Origin of the sequence: Microbulbifer sp. MCCC 1A16149, from assembly GCF_050368945.1 — a bacterium.
GTDB lineage: Bacteria > Pseudomonadota > Gammaproteobacteria > Pseudomonadales > Cellvibrionaceae > Microbulbifer.
This window is the reverse complement of the sequence record NZ_CP185959.1, coordinates 2,599,112-2,616,565: the sequence shown is the minus strand read 5'-3', so window position 1 is coordinate 2,616,565 and position 17,454 is coordinate 2,599,112. Positions and strand designations below refer to the sequence as shown.

At 56.2% G+C, this 17,454-nt stretch carries 11 protein-coding genes and 1 pseudogene; 8 read left to right on the top strand and 4 right to left on the bottom strand.

Annotated elements, in window-relative coordinates; genetic code table 11:
* The first annotated feature begins 28 nt into the window (after positions 1-28).
* Both ACONT6_RS11035 and ACONT6_RS11030 read left to right on the top strand, forming a co-directional pair.
* On the top strand, positions 29-1,168 hold the full coding sequence (locus tag ACONT6_RS11035; protein WP_428818578.1) for a sterol desaturase family protein: 1,140 nt from the start codon (positions 29-31) through the stop codon (positions 1,166-1,168).
* 498 nt (positions 1,169-1,666) lie between these two features.
* Complete coding sequence (locus tag ACONT6_RS11030; RefSeq protein WP_428818577.1) at positions 1,667-1,990, top strand: TfoX/Sxy family protein; 324 nt, start codon at positions 1,667-1,669, stop codon at positions 1,988-1,990.
* 58 nt (positions 1,991-2,048) lie between these two features.
* Here the strand turns inward: ACONT6_RS11030 and ACONT6_RS11025 are convergent, their stop codons facing one another.
* Entirely contained in the window at positions 2,049-3,161 is a 1,113-nt protein-coding gene (locus ACONT6_RS11025) for a cation diffusion facilitator family transporter (RefSeq protein WP_428818576.1), read from the bottom strand.
* A 237-nt stretch (positions 3,162-3,398) separates the two neighbouring features.
* Between ACONT6_RS11025 and ACONT6_RS11020 the strand changes: the two genes are divergently transcribed.
* The 5 genes and pseudogenes from ACONT6_RS11020 to ACONT6_RS11000 form a co-directional block, all read left to right on the top strand.
* Positions 3,399-4,931 carry an arylsulfatase gene (locus ACONT6_RS11020; RefSeq protein ID WP_428818575.1) on the top strand — a complete coding sequence of 511 codons (1,533 nt, stop codon included), beginning with the start codon at positions 3,399-3,401 and terminating at the stop codon, positions 4,929-4,931.
* Positions 4,932-4,991: 60 nt separating this feature from the next.
* Positions 4,992-6,977 carry a DUF3604 domain-containing protein gene (locus ACONT6_RS11015; RefSeq protein WP_428818574.1) on the top strand — a complete coding sequence of 662 codons (1,986 nt, stop codon included), beginning with the start codon at positions 4,992-4,994 and terminating at the stop codon, positions 6,975-6,977.
* 40 nt (positions 6,978-7,017) lie between these two features.
* Positions 7,018-9,003: a DUF3604 domain-containing protein gene (locus ACONT6_RS11010; RefSeq protein WP_428818573.1), complete on the top strand. Its 1,986-nt coding sequence runs from the start codon at positions 7,018-7,020 to the stop codon at positions 9,001-9,003.
* Between the two features lie 26 nt (positions 9,004-9,029).
* Positions 9,030-9,248, top strand: a complete 219-nt coding sequence (locus tag ACONT6_RS11005; RefSeq protein WP_428818572.1) for a hypothetical protein — start codon at positions 9,030-9,032, stop codon at positions 9,246-9,248.
* 18 nt (positions 9,249-9,266) lie between these two features.
* Positions 9,267-9,503 (top strand): annotated as a pseudogene (locus ACONT6_RS11000) (DUF3604 domain-containing protein); the annotation flags it as partial.
* 133 nt (positions 9,504-9,636) lie between these two features.
* Here ACONT6_RS11000 and ACONT6_RS10995 read toward each other — a convergent pair.
* Entirely contained in the window at positions 9,637-12,927 is a 3,291-nt protein-coding gene (locus ACONT6_RS10995; RefSeq protein WP_428818571.1) for a carboxyl transferase domain-containing protein, read from the bottom strand.
* Positions 12,924-14,636 (bottom strand): AMP-binding protein, encoded by a 1,713-nt coding sequence (locus ACONT6_RS10990; RefSeq protein ID WP_428818570.1) that lies wholly within the window; start codon positions 14,634-14,636, stop codon positions 12,924-12,926. The genes ACONT6_RS10995 and ACONT6_RS10990 overlap by 4 nt, the downstream gene beginning before the upstream one ends.
* 532 nt (positions 14,637-15,168) lie before the next feature.
* Here ACONT6_RS10990 and ACONT6_RS10985 point away from each other — a divergent pair.
* On the top strand, positions 15,169-15,819 hold the full coding sequence (locus ACONT6_RS10985; RefSeq protein ID WP_428818569.1) for a TetR/AcrR family transcriptional regulator: 651 nt from the start codon (positions 15,169-15,171) through the stop codon (positions 15,817-15,819).
* Positions 15,820-15,885: 66 nt separating this feature from the next.
* On the opposite strand, the gene ACONT6_RS10980 is transcribed toward ACONT6_RS10985, so the two are convergent.
* Positions 15,886-17,454: an arylsulfatase gene (locus ACONT6_RS10980; RefSeq protein WP_428818568.1), complete on the bottom strand. Its 1,569-nt coding sequence runs from the start codon at positions 17,452-17,454 to the stop codon at positions 15,886-15,888.

Sequence of the window (17,454 nt, the reverse complement as noted above, 5' to 3'; positions counted from 1 at the left end):
TAAAGGATTTACTCAGGCAGGGAAGGGCATGGATACGGAGTTTCAGTACAAGAAGCGCAGAGTACCGCTGGATCGGCAGCGGGAACTCCGTTTTGGAGAAGGAAAAATTAGCGGCTACGCCAGTGTCGCACTGGGATTGCTCAGCCTGCTGGCTGTAATGGCTTATCGCTACCCGGCCTATCTGACCACCATCGAACTGCGTCAGGTTTACGATGCGGAATTTCTGCAGCTGATCCTCAAATACGGTATGTATTTTTCCCTGCTTTTGGGATTGCTGACGTTCTGCTTCAACCGGCACAAACGATTGGGCATGACCGGGATAGGGCTCACCGGCATGGGTTTTCTGCTCGGTGGATATGATATCCCCGTGGGGCCGGTTGAGCCCGTGCGTCTGTCGCTGGGAATCGATTGGCTGATTCTCGCGTTCCTGGGCTCGGTTGCCGTGTTTATGACCCTGGAAAAGCTGTTCCCCAAGTATCGCAACCAGGTGATTTTGCGGGACGAGTGGGGGCTGGACCTATTCTACTTCTGCTTCAATCATCTGATGATCTCGGCCATCCTGATTTATGGCAATTACCATGCGAGTCATTTCCATTGGGCGGTTAGTGAGAGCGTGCAACAGGCGGTACAGTCTGTGCCTCTATTGCTGCAGGTCGGTCTGATCATCATCTGCGCTGATTTTGTGCTGTATTGGGAGCACCGCCTGTATCACGAAGTCCGTGTGCTCTGGCCGATTCATGCGGTGCACCACTCGGTTGAACAGATGGATTGGCTGGCGGGATCCCGTGGACATTTTGTCCAGGTGTTTTCCGAGCGGGCGATGGTGATGGTGCCGCTGTATTTACTGGGGGCCGATCAGTCCGCATTGGACATCTACGTGGCGTTCGCAGCACTGCAGGCGGTACTCATTCACTGCAATGTGGAAATACCGTTCGGGCCACTGAAGTACCTGCTGGTAACACCCCAGTTTCATCATTGGCACCACAGTTCCGAAAAGCCTGCAATTGATACTAATTATTCAGCACACACTGTGCTGTTTGATCGTCTCTTCAATACCTACCATATGCCAGATAAGCACTGGCCGGCGGAATATGGAACCACTGTACGTTTGCCGCGCAGTTTCCTTGGGCAGCTGGTTCATCCGTTGAAGATTTTTCGCAAACATTAGATTTGTGGAAGTGGTCTGTCCGGTGCACAGTCAAAAGACATTAATCAGGGTTGATTCGTTTCTTGAGCAGGTTCTTTGAATCCAGTGCCAGAGAATGTTTGGCGCTTATTTCTCCGCGGTGGTGATAGAGTTGATTGGTTGAAGAATTTGGTCCGGTCTCGTGGGCCGGGGGCTATTGCTCTATTTTCCGAGTGCTTTTCAGTTTCTTTGCTACACTTAATACAATAATCGCAATAATTTTTTACGTATGGCAGCCATACCGCAACTACTGGCTGAGTACTTCAGCCAGCTTCCCCCCGATCGCTGTGAGCGCAGACCATCGCTCCACCGGTTAATTGTTGCGGATTATCCTCTTAACTCACTCAGCCCCGATACAAAACGTTCTGATATGAACGGGCTTTTTACTGGCCTGAGTTTGGCGTGTAAAGCAACAGGTTGAGTGCGGATTATGGTTTGGCGATTTATCAAGTTGAATCGATAAACAGCAGGGAGAAAGTCATGTCTTACAGCGAAGAGTTGGCACGAAAAGTCCGGGGTTTGCTGGAACCAAATGATGGCCTGACTGAAAAGCAGATGTTTGGTGGCCTGGCGTTTATGTTGAACGGCAATATGGCCTGTGGCGTCGTGGGCGAAGAGCTGATGGTGAGAGTCGGGCCGGAGAATTACCAGGAGGCGCTGGGCGAGCGCTATACTCGGCCGATGGATTTCACTGGCCGGCCCCTGAAAGGCATGGTGTATGTGGAAGAGGACGCCATTGCAGAAGACCTCGATGGCTGGGTAACGCGCGGCGTGGAGTTTGCCGGTAGCCTGCCTCCGAAGTAAGCCCAGTATAGAGGGCAGCGGGAAGCCGGGAGATCGCAAGGGTCTCCCGGCCGCTTGCTCACTGATCCAGTTGTTCCGGATCATCCAGTTTCGACGGCGCTGCGATACCGTCGATTTCAATAGTAAGGTGGAATACCTGGGCGCATCGCCGTTTCAGCTCCGCCTCCAGTTCGTCAATCAGCTCTTCCGTGGCCTCCAGAGTGGCCTGGATTGTCGCCCGGGTCTCCGCGTATTCCAGTACCGCTTCCGTACGCCGGTGTTCCGGCACACGATCCAGTAACTTGCGCTCATGCTCGGCAATACGTTCGGGCATAGCGCGCATCAGTACTTCTTCCCTCACTTCGACCTCCGCAACGACCACTGTATGGGTGTCATCCACGATCACCGAGCGCAGGTCGTGGTACCGCTCGATTGCCCGGTGGCCTTTGACGATGTCTTCAAAGGCGCGTTCGGCTTCAAGGTCCCGGATATTGGTCAGGTAGCGCATGTTGATCATGCCCAGAAAAACCGCGGTAAAGCCCAGCATGACGGCAATTACCACGGAGAACCCGATATCCCACATGGGATTCCCGGTGCTCTGGGTCATACCGATACCCGTGGCGGCTAGGATCACACCTGTGACCGCGATGGAATCCTCCAGCAGTACTGCAATCAGCGTGGGATCATCCGCAGCCGCAAGGTAGCGGAAAGGATTACGCCGACCATCGGCCCGCATACGGGATAAGAACTCTTTACCTGCCACCAGCAACACATAGCCTTCCAGTACAAATGCGATAGTCAGCACCGCGCCAGAAATCCAGATGGGCGCTATTTCAAAGCCGAGAAACGCGATCGACTCGGGGCGCTCGATATGCCCGAGGTTTTTCCACGCATGCCAGGCGTGGGCCAGACCGAGGCCGCAACCGATGGAAAACAGCCCGATGGCGCTCCACAGGTTCCACAGATATTTTTTCTGACCGTGGCCAAACGCGTACTGATTATCCGCTGGTTGGCCACCGCGCTTCAGTCCGATGAGCAGGAACACCTGATTCAACGTATCCATCAGACTGTGCACCGCCTCATTCATCATCGCGGCAGAATGGGTGACCAGTGCGGCGACGCCTTTTAGTACGGTAATAATGGCGTTTACACAAATGGCATAGAGAACGGCTTTCTTGGAGCCCTGAGCCATGTTTTCCCCTTAAAGCTTTTTGCTTGCTTTCCATGAATTAATAAATTTTCCCCAAGATACTGTATCTACAGGGTTCCTGGCGACAGCTGATTATAGAACCGTTGAAACTTTCTCCTATTGACAGAGAGGAGGTCTCACCTGCCATTTACCCGGTACAGAAATATGCGGTGCCTATACTTGCCAAAGCCCGATTCCTGTCATTCCAAGCAAGCAATTCAGATTTTGTCAGAGGTATCCGTGAAAAAACTGTCGCACTTCGCTAGCGCTCTCTATCTATGCCTTGTTGCCGTCACTTCTTTTGCTGCAGAAAAGCCCAATATTCTTGTCATCTGGGGCGATGATGTCGGCATGTGGAATATCAGTGCTTACCACCGCGGAATGATGGGTGGTTCGACGCCCAACATCGACCGTATTGCCGACGAGGGCATGATCTTTATGGATCACTATGCCCAGGCATCCTGTACCGCTGGCCGTGCGGCCTTCATTACCGGGCAGTACCCGATGCGTACCGGCTTGAGCACAGTGGGCCTGCCGGGTGCTAAACAGGGTTTGCAGAAAGACACGCCGACGCTGGCTGAAATGCTGAAGCCTCTGGGATATGCCACCGGCCAGTTCGGTAAAAACCACCTGGGAGACCGGGACGAACACTTGCCGACGGCCCATGGTTTCGATGAGTTCTACGGCATCGTTTACCACCTGAATGCGGGCGAATATGCGGAACAGTACGATTACCCCAAGGATGAAGCGGTGCAGGAAAGGCTCGGCCTGAAGCTGCGCGGTATTGTGCACTCCAAGGCGCTTCCCGGTGGCAAGCAGGATATTCAGGATCTGGGGCCATTTGGTACAGAGGTACAGCGGACCCTGGATGAAAAAGTCCTGCAGGAGTCCATGCGATTCATCAGGGATGCGGTAAAAGCCGACAAGCCGTTTTTTGTCTGGCATAACACCACAAGAATGCACTACCGCACCAACCTGTCCAAGGAATATAAGGGAAAAAGCGGCTATGGCATTTATGCCGATGGCATGATGGAACTGGATGACGATGTCGGCGAGCTGCTTGATCTGATTGAAGAGCTCGGTGTGGCGGATAACACGCTGGTGATGTTCTCCACCGATAACGGTGCTGCGTCCAATTCCTGGCCCGACGGCGGCAACCAGCCATTCCATGGCGAAAAAGGTGTCGGTGGTTGGGAAGGCGGATTCCGCGTACCGCTGGTCGTCAAATGGAAAGGCCATATTCCGGCCGGTGTCTCCACCGGTGAATTTATGACGATGGAAGACTGGTTGCCTACCATCATGTCATTTGTCGGCCAAAAGGACCTGAAAGAAGATCTTTTGAGCGGCGCCAAGATCGGTGGAACCCGCTATAAAGTGCATCTGGATGGTTACGACCAGAGCGACCTTTTACTGAACCAGGGTAAGACCAAACGCAAAGAGTTTTACTACTTCACCGAAACAACCTTCCACGGTATGCGCCACGGTGATTGGAAGTTGTTATTCATTGATCAGGAAGAGTGGTTCCGCGCAACGCAGCTTCCGATGACATCCCCATACATCATCAATCTCAAGCTCGACCCGTTTGAACGTTTTATTGACGCGCGCGGCTATGATGAATGGGCCGAGAACAGAAGCTGGATTCTGGGGCCGGCAGGTAATCAGATCGCCGAGTTCGTCAAAACGTTTGAAGAGTTTCCCCCGAACCAGAAAAGTATGTCGTTGAGTGTCGAGCAGGTGAGTAAATTCATCAACTCCCAGGCAGTGAGCAGGTAGTCCCAGTTTCAAGGGCTCCTTCGGGGTGTAGGTATCGCGTCAAATTTCAAGGAATGAATTATGAATAATCATGGGTTGCTACTTACGGTCCTCGCCGCCGCCATTGCGCTGTCCGCCTGTGGTGGCGATAAAGAAGCAAGGAATGATCGCGAAACGGTTGGCTCAACCAGCAATCAGTCCTCATCCGCTCATGACGGTGGAGACGCCGGGACGGGGCGAGAAGTCATTATCGGTGAGGAGCTTGGATCGGATACTTCTTCGGATAGGGCTTCAGCGACCTCGGGCGGCCGTTCCACCCAGGCATACTTTGGTGATACCCATGTGCATACCGGCTGGTCGGCGGATGCCGGGATGGATGGCGCGATCCTTTCCCCGGAGGACGCCTACAGGTTTGCCACTGGCGAGCAGGTGAAGTCAAACACTGGTCTCGAAGCAAAACTCTCACGCCCGTACGACTGGTTTATGATCACGGACCACTCCGATGGTATGGGAGTCATCAATGAGCTGGTTGCCGGCAATCCCGAAATGATGTCGGACCCGACGCTGAAACGCTGGAATGAAGCGCTCAACTCCGGTGACGAGAAACAAGCCGCCGACGCCAAGAGCGAACTGATCGTGCTGCAATCGGAAGGGAAACTGCCGAAGGCGGTAATGGATCCCAAGTGGATGAAGTCTGCCTGGGAAAAAACCGTCGATGCGGCGGAAAAATTCTACAAGCCTGGCGAATTCACCACATTTATTGCCTATGAGTGGACGGTCAACGCGGATGGCGGCGACAACCTGCACCGCAATGTGATCTTCCGGGACGATGCGAGCAAGACCCGCAGTTTATTACCGCTGACAACCTTTGAAACCCAGGACCCGGAAAAGCTTTGGGCCTGGATGAAGGCCTACGAAGATAAAACTGGCGGCCGTGTATTGGCCATTCCCCACAACGGCAATATGTCCAACGGCCGTATGTTTGAGGAAAAGCGCTTTGATGGTTCGCCGATGACCAAAGAGTGGGCGGAAATGCGCGCCCGTTACGAACCGCTTTATGAAGTTACGCAGATCAAAGGGCAGAGCGAATCCCATCCCAGCCTTTCGCCGGAGGATGAGTTTGCCGATTGGGACCTGTGGGATCGCGGCAACCTGATTCTCAAACCCAAGCCCCCCGGCTCGTTCAAATATGAATATTGGCGCCCGGCACTCAAGGCGGGTATGCGCCTTGAAGATGAGCTTGGCACCAACCCCTTCCAGTACGGTGCCAATGCCGGTACGGATACCCACACCGGGCTTTCCACCGCGGACGACGATAACTTCTTTGGCAAGTTCAAGACCCTCGAACCGAGTAACAAGACACGCTGGGATTTCCCGCTGCTGAGCGGTCCCACCGATACCTACATGGGCTGGGAAATGGCCGCTTCGGGTATTACCGGTGTCTGGGCAACGGAAAATACGCGCGAGGCAATCTGGGATGCCATGATGCGCAAGGAAACATTTGCCACCACCGGGCCCCGTATGACAGTGCGTTTTTTTGGCGGGTTTGATTTCTCCAAGGGTGACGCGGAAGGTGATATCGCCGCAGCGGGCTATGAAAAAGGCGTTCCCATGGGCGGAAAGCTCAAGACTGATAAGGGCGGCAAGCGGATCAAATTCCTGGTTGCGGCAATGAAAGACCCGGAGGGCGCCAATCTGGATCGTATCCAGATTGTTAAAGGCTGGGTCGATGGCAACGGCGATACCCACGAGAAGGTCTACAACGTCAAGTGGTCCGGCAATCGAAAAATGGATGGCCAGGGCCATATCCAACATGTAGGTAATACCGTTGACTTTGAAACCGCGGAGTACGCGAATGATATCGGTGACGCGCAACTGGTGGCTTACTTCGAGGACAAGGAATTCAATCCATCACACAAGGCCGTGTATTACGTAAGGGTTCTGCAAATTCCCACACCGCGCTGGACCCTGTACGACAAGGTCAGAAACAAGATCGAAATGGACAAGAAGGTACCGATGGTGCAGCAGGAACGCGCCTTCTCAAGTCCTATCTGGTACACGCCATAACAGCGGCCTTAATTAGCCATCTCCAGTAAGGTAAAAACTCATGCGTTACCTTGTCTGTTTGCTAATGGCGCTCTATGTAAGCGCTTGCAGTGAAAAATCGGAACCTGAAAAAGTAGACGCCGATAAAGATCTAGGGTTGGATGCTACGGCCGAGATTGACGAACCTGCAGCCTCAGGCCCAGTGAACAATGTGAAGGCCGGTGATGGTCGAAGCGCCTCTGCCGATACCGCTAAAGATGTTTCCCAATATCCACTGCGCGATGCTTACTTCGGCGAGCTGCACATTCATACTGCCTATTCACTGGATGCATATATCTTTGGCAACGCACTGAACGACCCGTTTTCTGCGTATCGGTTTGCCAAAGGTGAGACGGTGAAGCTACCTACAGGGGTAGAGAAGAAAATCGTGGCGCCGCTGGATTTTGTTGCCGTTACGGATCACGCGGAAGCATTGGGTGAATACGAAATCTGCACCAATCCGAAGATGAAGGGTTACGAAACCGATGTCTGTAAAGGTATACGCGCCAATGAAATGAAAATCTTCCAAGAGGTTTTTGCGGGTGTTTCGAAAGTTCCAGCAAAGCGTCTGGTGGAAATCTGCGGGGAGGATGGAAAAACCTGTGTAGAAGCAGTTTCCAATCCTTGGTCACGTATCCAGCAGGCGGCGGCGGAGAACTACGAGCCGGGAAAGTTTACTTCATTTGTCGCATTTGAATACTCGGCCGGGGCACCGGAAGGCGCCGGCGGCATGATGCATCGCAACGTGATATTTCGTACTGACAAAGTGCCGGAGACGGTGTTCTCCGCCTTTGAAGGCAAGCCGGAAGACCTGTTGCGCTGGCTCGAGACCAATTGCACCGACGATTGTCAGGTGCTGACCATCCCGCACAACCCAAACTTTTACTGGGGCAGGCTCTACTGGGGCAAGAACAGTGATGGCTCTGAGTGGACCCAAGACATGGTTGAACTGCGCGAGCGCATGGATCGGCTTGTAGAGGTAATGCAGGTTAAGGGTAACTCCGAGTGTCAGGCAGGAATTATGACCTCAGATGAGGCCTGTAATTTTGAAATGGTGTTCCAGAAGTGCTCTGGTGATAACTCCGTCAGCTGTACCAATGAATATGGACTCGTACGTAATGGCCTGAAACTTGGTCTCCGCCACAAAGAAAATCTGGGCGTGAATCCTTTCAAGCAGGGAATCATAGGATCCACCGACAACCACAACGGTACTCCGAGCGATACCACCGAGAGTGACTTTGAGGGGCACTACGCAAATAACGATGCGACACCTAAGGTGCGCCTCGGTATGGAACTGAACCCTACTGCCCAGGCCATGGGGCTCAGCGCCGAGGACGACCCCACCAAGCGCTACAACCCCGGCGGTATCGCTGGTGTCTGGGCTGAGAGCAACACTCGCGAGGGTATCTGGGATGCGCTGCACCGCAAAGAAACCTTCGGCACCAGCGGTACCCGTACCAAGATCCGTCTGTTTGCCGGATTCGATTTCCCGGCCGATATGCACAGCAAGGACAACTGGGTAGCGATGGGCTACGAGTCCGGCGTGCCCCAGGGCGGTGATCTCAGCAAGGCAGCGGACGGCAAAGCGCCGACATTGATGGTGTGGGCACAGCGCGACCCGAACAGCGCACCCCTGGCACGCCTGCAGATCATCAAGGGCTGGCGTACTGCCGATGACAAGCTGGAAGAAATGACTTACGACGTGGCCTGTTCCGATGGCGCCACACCGGACCCCAAATCCCACCAGTGCCCGGACAACGGCGCCACCGTCAATCTCGACGACTGCTCCATCAGCCGCGACAAGGGTGCAGCGCAACTGGCGGCAACCTGGACCGATCCGGATTTTGACCCGGCCGAACACGCCTTTTATTACGCCCGCGTACTGGAAAACCCGGTATGCCGCTGGAGTATGTACGATGCGAAAAAGGCGGGTGTCGAACATCCCAAAGACTTGCCGAAAACAATCCGCGAACGCGCCTGGTCATCCCCGATCTGGTATACGCCGTAGATACTCGATCAGCGATCGAGCTGTCAGTGAAAGTGAAGATTTTTGATGAAATTTCTAGCCTTGAAAGGTTCTGTAGCAGTACTGATAGCTTGTTCGGAGAATCGGATTCAGAGCAACTGACAGCAGACAAACTGATCGCAGCGGAATCACCTGAGTTGATCGATGGTAACGCTGCGGAAGGCTCCTCAGAGGTTGTAAGTAGCCCGCAGACAGCGGGCTACGACGCCCAACTAGCGGCGACCTGAACTGAATCGGATTTCGACCCGGCCGAACACGCATTTTACTATGCACGCTTACTGGAGAATCCAGTGTGCCGCTGGAGTTTGTATGACGCGAAGAAAGCAGGCGTGGAACATCCCAAAGACGTGCCGAAAGCAATGCCGGCCGCTTCGGCATTGATACCTTTGGTATTGGCGAAGACACCGGACAGCCTGTTACTCATGAGTACAAACCGCCGAACAAGTTTACCGGCGGGACTCAAAAGGTCGTGGTTGAGATGAAGTAGCAAAAGGGTTTCGGCGCTAAACCCGCTGGGATTCGCCGCCAGTGATGCCATCCGTGGCATCGGAGATTGCAACTTCCGCCGCCGCTCGGGCAGCAGAAGTCGCGTCTGGATCCCGGTAAGGTTTCGGCTTACCAGGTATCGATACAGGGGCGCTTCTTGCCGTCCCGGCGGTTCGGCGTAGGCGTGCAGGCGCGGCCGCGCGCGATCCAGTCGCGGGTCTCCAGCGGATCGATCACGGCGTCGATCTCCAGGTAGCTGGCTGCGTTCATCGCGTTGCCGTCCTGGTACATCTTGTCCACCATCGTGCGGAAGGTGGCTTCGCGCTCTTCCGGATCCTCGATAGCATCCAGCATCTTCCTGGCGCTGATGCGCACCGCACCCTCGATACCCATGGCACCGTACTCGCCGTTTGGCCAGGAGGCGGAGAATACCGGTGCGGAATAACCGCCACCGGCCATCGCCTGGGCACCGAGGCCGTAACACTTGCGCAGTACCACGGTAAACAGCGGCACGGTCATGTTGGCTGCGTTGACGAAGATCCGCGAAATATGGCGCACGGTGGCGTTTTTCTCTGACTCCGGCCCGACCATGAATCCGGGCGTGTCCACCAGTGAAATCATCGGGATATCGTGGGCGTCGCACAGCTGAATAAAGCGCGCCAGCTTGTCGCCGGCCGGCGCATCGATGGCGCCGCCGATAATACGCGAATCGTTGCAGAACAGACCGTAGGGCTTGCCTTCGATGCGTACCAGGGCGGTGATCATGTTCCTGGCGAAATCCTTGCGCAATTCCAGCACTGAGTCCACGTCACACAGGGTTTCGATTACCTCGCGGATGTCGTAGACCGCCATGCGGTTTTCCGGGACCAGGTGACGCAGCTTGCGCTGGTCGTGGCTTTCCCAGCTGTCCAGATCCCCCTGGAAGTAGGACAGGTACTGCTTGGCCACCGCCACAGCTTCGGCTTCGTCTTCCACCAGCACGTCGATCACGCCGTTGGGGCTCTGCACCGACACCGGGCCTACTTCTTCCGGGGTGCATTTGCCCAGGCCACCGCCTTCGATCATGGCCGGGCCGGCCATTCCGATGCTGGCTTGTTTGGTGGCGATGGTCAGGTCGCAGACACCGAACAGCGCGGCATTTCCGGCGAAGCAGTTGCCGGCCACGATGCTGATCGTCGGCACCAGGCCGCTGAGTTCCCCCAGGGCGGTAAATGTGTGGATGTTCAGGTAGCCAACACCGGGGTAGTCGGTATCGGACGGACGGCCACCGGCACCTTCGGCGAACAACACCAGCGGCAAACGCCACTTCTTTGCCACTTCCAACAGGCGGTCGGTTTTCTTGTGGTTGACGAAGCCCTGCGAGCCGGCCATCACAGAGTAGTCGTAGGCCATCACCGCACAGCGGGCGGCCTCGCTGCCGAACTGTTCGGCATTGACGGTGCCGATGCCGGTGATCTTGCCATCGGCGGGACTGAGTTCGGTCAGCTTGTCGAGGTCGTCGCCGTGCTTTTTCCGCTGTGCCGCCACGGCCAGTTGGCCGTATTCATTGAAGCTGTCCTCATCGATCAGATCGTTGACGTTCTCGCGCGCAGTGCGCTTGCCGACGTCGTGGCGCTTGGCCACCGCATCCGGGCGGCTGGCATCGAGGGTCTTGTCGCGGCGTTTGAAGAACGCGGCCAGATCGTCGCGAATATGGTCGAGGTCGATCTCCATCTCGGACTGGACGCGCTCGAGGGACACATCGCCCGGCTGGATGATCGCCAGCAGCTGATGTTCGTCGATGATATCGCCGGCTTCGTGCACCAGCACTTCGGTGATGACACCGTCGTGCCCGGACTTGACCGGAATCTCCATTTTCATCGCCTCGATGACGGCGATTTCCTGGCCCGCCAGCACCTCGTCGCCGGCACTGACGTTGACGCACACCAGGGTACCGGCCATCGGCGACTTGAGCGCTTCACAGCCGGCAGGAATCGATACGGTCTGCACTTCTTCGTCGGCGCCGCCGGCGGCTTCGAAGAAATGCTCGTCGTGGGCACCCTCGTTCAGCAGCTCGGCGATATGCCCCTCGACGAATTTGGTGTTGACCCGGTTGCCCTGCACTTCGTCGCGCAGCAGCAGGTTCATCAGCAGCGTCTTGTTGCTGCTGACGCCGTCAATATTGAGCGCCTGCAGGCTGCGATAGACCTTGTTCAGCGCCGCGCCGTAATCTTCGCCCTTGGCAATTATCTTGGCGCCGAGCGAGTCGTAGCTTGGGCTGACCTTGTAGCCGGCGTAGAGGTAGTCGTCGACGCGGATATTGTGGCCGTTGGGTACCTGATAGGACCGGATCACGCCGGAAGCGGGCTTGGCGCTGCCGTCGGGCAGCATCTGTTCCAGGTTGATACGCGCCTGGATGGCACAGCCGAGCTTCGGCGGCACCTGGGTAAGTCCCAGTTCTGAAAGTGTCCGGCCGGCCGCCAGCAGTATCTGGTACTTGACCAGGTTGAGCCCGGTGATCTCCTCGGTGATGGTGTGCTCCACCTGAATCCGCGGATTGACCTCCATGAAATAAAACTTGCTGTGGTCGCCGGCATCGAGCAGGAACTCGAAGGTTCCCAGCCCCTGGTACTTCACGTCGCTGGCCAGACGCAGCGCCGCCTCGATGATCGGCATGCGTGTGTCGTCACCAAGGCTCGGACTGGGGGCGATTTCCAGCAGTTTCTGGTTACGTCGCTGCAGGGTGCATTCTCGCTCCCAGGCGTGGATCACCTCGCCGGTGCCGTCGCCGAGAATCTGCACCTCGATATGGCGTGCGTGCTGGACCAGTTGTTCGACGTACAACTCGCCGCTGCCAAACGCGATGGTCGCCTCATCGCGGCACTGGTTGTAGGCGCTTTCCAGTTGCTCGTAGTTCGTGACCGGGCGCATGCCGCGACCGCCGCCACCGGCGAGCGCCTTGATCATTACCGCTGCGCCATCGCCGAGCGATTTAAAGAATGCTTGTACCTCTGCGAGGGTACAGCTCTTGTTGATGCCACTGGTCAGTGGGGTGTCGGAGCGAATCGCCATTTCGCGCGCAATTGCCTTGTTGCCGAGCTGGTCCAGCAATTCGGCGGACGCGCCAATGAAGGTGATACCCTCATCGGCGCAGCGCCGCGAAAATGCGCTGTTTTCGGAAAGGAACCCGTAACCGGGATGAACCGCATCACAGCCGTGCTGTTTGGCGACGGCAATCAGTTGCTCGATATCCAGATAGGCCTTGACGCCACGACCGCTCAGCTGCACCGCCTGATCGGTCTTCTTGGTGTGCAGCGACTGACTGTCGTCTTCGGCGAAGACCGCCAGGCTGGCGATCCCCATATCGGCACAGGTCTGAGCGATGCGGATCGCGATTTCGCCGCGATTGGCGATCAGGATCCTTTCGAAAACTTTGCTCATAGTTCTTGCTCTAACTCCACCTTGCGGATTTTGCCGGTCGGGGTCATCGGCAGTTGGTCCTTGATGCGGATTTCCGGCACCTTGAACACCGCCATGGCACCCTTGCACCAGTCGTACAGTGACTCTTCGGTTTCCTCGAAGCCGTGTTTGAGGGTGAGGAAGGCAACCGGCACCTGGCCCTTTTTCTCGTCTGGGCGGCCGACAACGCCGCAGGCGCCTACCGCGGGGTGTTGCCCCAGCATAGCCTCGACCTCGGTTGGAAACACGCTCATACCGTTCACCTTGAGCATCTCCTTGCGGCGGCCGAGGTAACGGAAATAGCCCTGCTCGGTGAGCATGCCGAGGTCGCCGGTGCGGTACCAGCCGCCGTCGAGGAACAGGGTTTCATTGACGTCGGGCTTGTTCCAGTAACCCTTCATCATCGTCGGCGTGCGCACCAGAATCTCACCCTCGCTACCCAGCGGCAGTAGCTCGCCGGTGTCGAAATCGCAGATCTTGATTTCGTTGCCCGGGACCGGCAGGCCGAGGAACGCGGGCTCGATCGACAGATCGAAGTCGTCGTCCTGGAAGCCGGCGGTGAATGTGTCGCAGGTGTGGGTCTCGGTCATGCCGTACGCGACTTCGAACAGGGTTGCCCCCGTCAGTGCGCGCCAGCGCTGCCGGTAGTCGTGGTTCAGCTTCTTGATGAACGAGATACAAGGTGTGGTGTTCAGTGAGCTGAGGTCGTACTTGTCGTGATCCGGGTGGTTCAGGATCTCGTCGACACTGTCGATGAGCACGATGGAGAGGTTGACCTTGTAGTGCTGTACCAGCTCCATATATGCCTCTGCATCCCAGCGAGCCATCAGCACCAGGGTGGCGCCACTGTAGATTGGCATCAGCAGCCCGGTATTCTCGCCGGCAATCCAGAACTCCGGCAGGAAATTGAGCATTACCTGATCGGTACCCTCGGGGCCGACCTCGCCGAATACTACCGGGTAGTAGGCGGCCATGGAGCCAAGCATGTTGCGTTGGGTGTGCATGACGCCTTTCGGCAGGCCGGTGGTGCCGCTGGTGTAGTTCAGCGCGGCCAGGTCATCCAGATCCGGGGTGTAATCGAGCGGTTCGGCCGGAGCGGCGTTTACGGCCGGCAGGAAATCCACGATCGGGCTCTCGAGCTGCACTTTCGGGGCCAGGAACAGGTCGGGCAGGGTGGCGGTCGGGTTTGCCGGGGTCAACTCGGCGTAACTGGTGGCGAGCAGATGTTCGATACCCAGCTTTTCGCACACTGGTTGCATGATCGGCAGCAGCGCATCGAGACACAGCGCGACTTTTGGCTGGCTGTCACCCAGTTGGTGCAGCAACTCCATTTCCTTCGACAGCGGGCTGACCGGGATATGCACGGCGCCGCATTTGAGGATGCCAAAGAAGGCGATATGGTATTGCGGGCAATTGGGCATGAATACGGTGACGCCGTCGCCGGGCTGAATGCCGTAGCTGCGCAGCAGGTTGGCGAAGCGGGTGCTGAGCTCATCCAGTTCGGCGTAGCTGAGATCGTAGCCGTAGAAATGGATGGCGGGCTTGTTCGGGTTGATTCTCGCCCATTGCGCCAGGTATTCGGTAACCGGCTTTTCGCCGTGCGGATACAGCGGAGTCTGGGGGGCGCCCTGCGGCCAGTTGGCCTGGTGCAGTTCGCGGACCTGTTTCAGGTAGGCTTGTTCGTTCATCATCGACCTCTTCTTATCGTATTTGTACGCGCTGAAGTTGGATCTTCATTGCTGTTAACCTCACTTCGCGGTCTGTCAGCCCTCCATTGCTTTCTAGCCGTCTCGCAGCACTGCCCAGAACATGGGTTAAGTGCATGGGTTTGGGGGGACGTTACTGGTCCCGTTGTTTGGTCGTTCAAAAGCGTTGCGCCCCTGGGGCTCGATATTCCGCCCTAAGGGGGAGGCCAGAGGCAAACTCCAGTGCTGGCTCAGTTGCGCAAGGCTAGTACACGAGCAAAAATTACAGCTACTGTAAAAATGTGTCAACAGAAATTCTGTCCCTTGTGTCAGAGGTCCGTGACTGCGTCAGGCTAAAAATTGCTGACGCGGCTTTTAACCCTTGTACGCGGCGCCGTATTATTGATTTTTGGCTGACGCGCTCGCGCATTGTGTATGGTTTCATCAATAATGGTGACTGGAGGTGCGGCTGCGGTCAGAAATGTAATAAGAGTGAATCCGCACAGGCTTCAGGTCATTTATTTTTTAGGTTGGGGTAATGAATCTACGCGAGCGTAAGAAACAGCAGGTCCGGATGCGGTTGCTGGAGATAGCCGAACAGCTGTTTTCGGAACTGCCGTATGAAGAGGTGATGATTGACGAGATCGTTGCCAGAGCCGATATCAGTCAGAAAACCTTCTTCAATTACTTTCCGAGCAAGGCCTACCTGCTCGAAGAGCTGCTGTTGAACTGGTTGCGGGAAGTCAACGTCTGGAGCCACGAAAGCGAACTGGAGCTCAACCTGAAATCGGCCATAGTGCCGCCGAACATCGATGAGATTCAGGACTGGATCGTCAGGCACCGCCGTGTACTGCAGATGATCATGTATCACACGGACCTGTTCTCTTCGGTCTATTTTTCCGGATCCGCCCCGGAAGGCAAGAACCTGTTGTTCCCCGCGTCATATCGCAAGCCGAGGATGGAGCGGGTGCAGAAAGCCCAGTCACTGGGGATTATGCGGCCGGATATTTCTGCGGAGTTGGTTTGCGACATGTATGACTGGCTGCGGGTCGACGTCGTACAACGGTGGCTGGCGCTGCCGGACGAGCAGGCCACGGCGGAGGGATACAAAAAAAGTTACGATCAGGTAGTCGAGGTGCTTTGCCGGGGCTTCGAACCCCAGTCGGTTACCGCTGCTGCCGATGCTTGATGCGACCTAATGATAAAAAAGCCCGCACAACGTGCGGGCTTTTTATTTTGGGGTGTGCGCTCGTTACTAGTTACTGTGCGCCGCACCGGATCTCAGCTGCTCTTCAATTTTCTTGAGGTTGAAGGAGCCGGGTGACTGACTGGGCGGATATTCCTCCATAGTCTTGAGGAACTTCGCTGCCATTTGCTGGAGTGGCACCAGCACGAAGGCGCGCTCCATTAACCAGTCGTAGTAACTGTTGGCATTGTGCTGGGCGCGTTCGAACGGATCGCGGCGCAGGTTGAAGATTAGCGGCACGCGCAACTCGGTGAAGGGTTCCATCCAAACGCCGAAGGCCTTACCGCGGTTTTCCAGGAATACCGCCTTCCAGGCATCGTAGCGCATGGCCACAATCTGACCGTCGTCATTCACGTAGATGAACTCTTTACGCGGGGACTCTTCTGCATTGCCAGACAGGTAGTCCAGCATGTTGTAGCCATCGATGTAGTTCTTGTAGGTGCGACCGATCAGCTTGGTGCCTTTCAGCAACTGTTGCTTGATGTCCGGGTTACCACCCGCTGCAGCAAAAGTAGGCAACCAGTCTTCGTGGGAGACAATACCGTTAAGGGTTTTGCCCGCCGGGAACTTGCCTGGCCAGCGCACAAAAGCGGGTACGCGATAGGCGCCTTCCCAGTTGGAGTTTTTCTCGCTGCGGAAGATGGTCGTACCGGCATCTGGCCAGGTGTTGAAGTGCGGGCCGTTGTCGGTGGAATAGAACACGATGGTGTTATCGGCAATATTCAACTCGTCGAGAAGGTCGAGGAGTTTGCCCACATGCTGGTCATGCTCCACCATGCCGTCCTGGTATTCGTTACCGGTGGGACCGGAGAGCCCCTTGTGCTCCTCCTTTACATGGGTACGGAAGTGCATACGGGTCGCATTCCACCAGACAAAGAAAGGCTTGCCGGCATTTGCCTGCTGCTTGATAAAGTCCATGGCCGCAGCCAGGGTTTCTTCATCGATGGTTTCCATGCGCTTCTTGGTCAGTGGGCCAGTGTCTTCGATCTTGCCGTCGGCGGTAGCCTTGACCACACCGCGCGGGCCGAACTTCTTGCGAAACTCCGGGTTTTTCGGATAGTCGCGGTTCTCCGGTTCCTCTTCCGCATTCAGGTGGTAGAGGTTGCCGAAGAATACATCGAAGCCGTGGTTCACGGGTAAGTGCTCGTCGCGGTCGCCAAAGTGGTTCTTGCCAAACTGGCCGGTGGCGTATCCCTGGCCTTTCATAACTGCGGCAATGGTGACGTCACTTTTCTGCCAGCCCTCTTTAGCGCCGGGCAGACCCACTTTGGTCATACCTGTGCGCACCGGCACATTGCCACCCATAAAAGCGGCGCGCCCGGCTGTACAGGATTGTTGGCCGTAGTAATCGGTGAAGGAGACGCCTTCTTTGGCAATGCGGTCAATGTTGGGCGTCATATAGCCCATCATGCCCTTGCTGTTGGCGCTGATATTCCAAATCCCGATATCGTCGCCCCAGATGACAAGGATATTGGGTTTGTCCTGAGCCTGAACGGCCGTGGTGCACACCGACAACAGGGCCGCTGCGGCGATGGACAGCGGCGCTTTGAGCAATCGCCGCAAGTTCGATGTCTTCAT

Bases quoted from the DNA above. Each gene is read 5' to 3' on its own strand.
- ACONT6_RS10980 (WP_428818568.1), bottom strand. From the start codon at position 17,454: ATGAAGACATCGAACTTGCGGCGATTGCTCAAAGCGCCGCTGTCCATC.
- ACONT6_RS11015 (WP_428818574.1), top strand. From the start codon at position 4,992: ATGAATAATCATGGGTTGCTACTTACGGTCCTCGCCGCCGCCATTGCG.
- ACONT6_RS10995 (WP_428818571.1), bottom strand. From the start codon at position 12,927: ATGAGCAAAGTTTTCGAAAGGATCCTGATCGCCAATCGCGGCGAAATC.
- ACONT6_RS11030 (WP_428818577.1), top strand. From the start codon at position 1,667: ATGTCTTACAGCGAAGAGTTGGCACGAAAAGTCCGGGGTTTGCTGGAA.
- ACONT6_RS10985 (WP_428818569.1), top strand. From the start codon at position 15,169: ATGAATCTACGCGAGCGTAAGAAACAGCAGGTCCGGATGCGGTTGCTG.
- ACONT6_RS11035 (WP_428818578.1), top strand. From the start codon at position 29: ATGGATACGGAGTTTCAGTACAAGAAGCGCAGAGTACCGCTGGATCGG.
- ACONT6_RS10990 (WP_428818570.1), bottom strand. From the start codon at position 14,636: ATGATGAACGAACAAGCCTACCTGAAACAGGTCCGCGAACTGCACCAG.
- ACONT6_RS11010 (WP_428818573.1), top strand. From the start codon at position 7,018: ATGCGTTACCTTGTCTGTTTGCTAATGGCGCTCTATGTAAGCGCTTGC.
- ACONT6_RS11025 (WP_428818576.1), bottom strand. From the start codon at position 3,161: ATGGCTCAGGGCTCCAAGAAAGCCGTTCTCTATGCCATTTGTGTAAAC.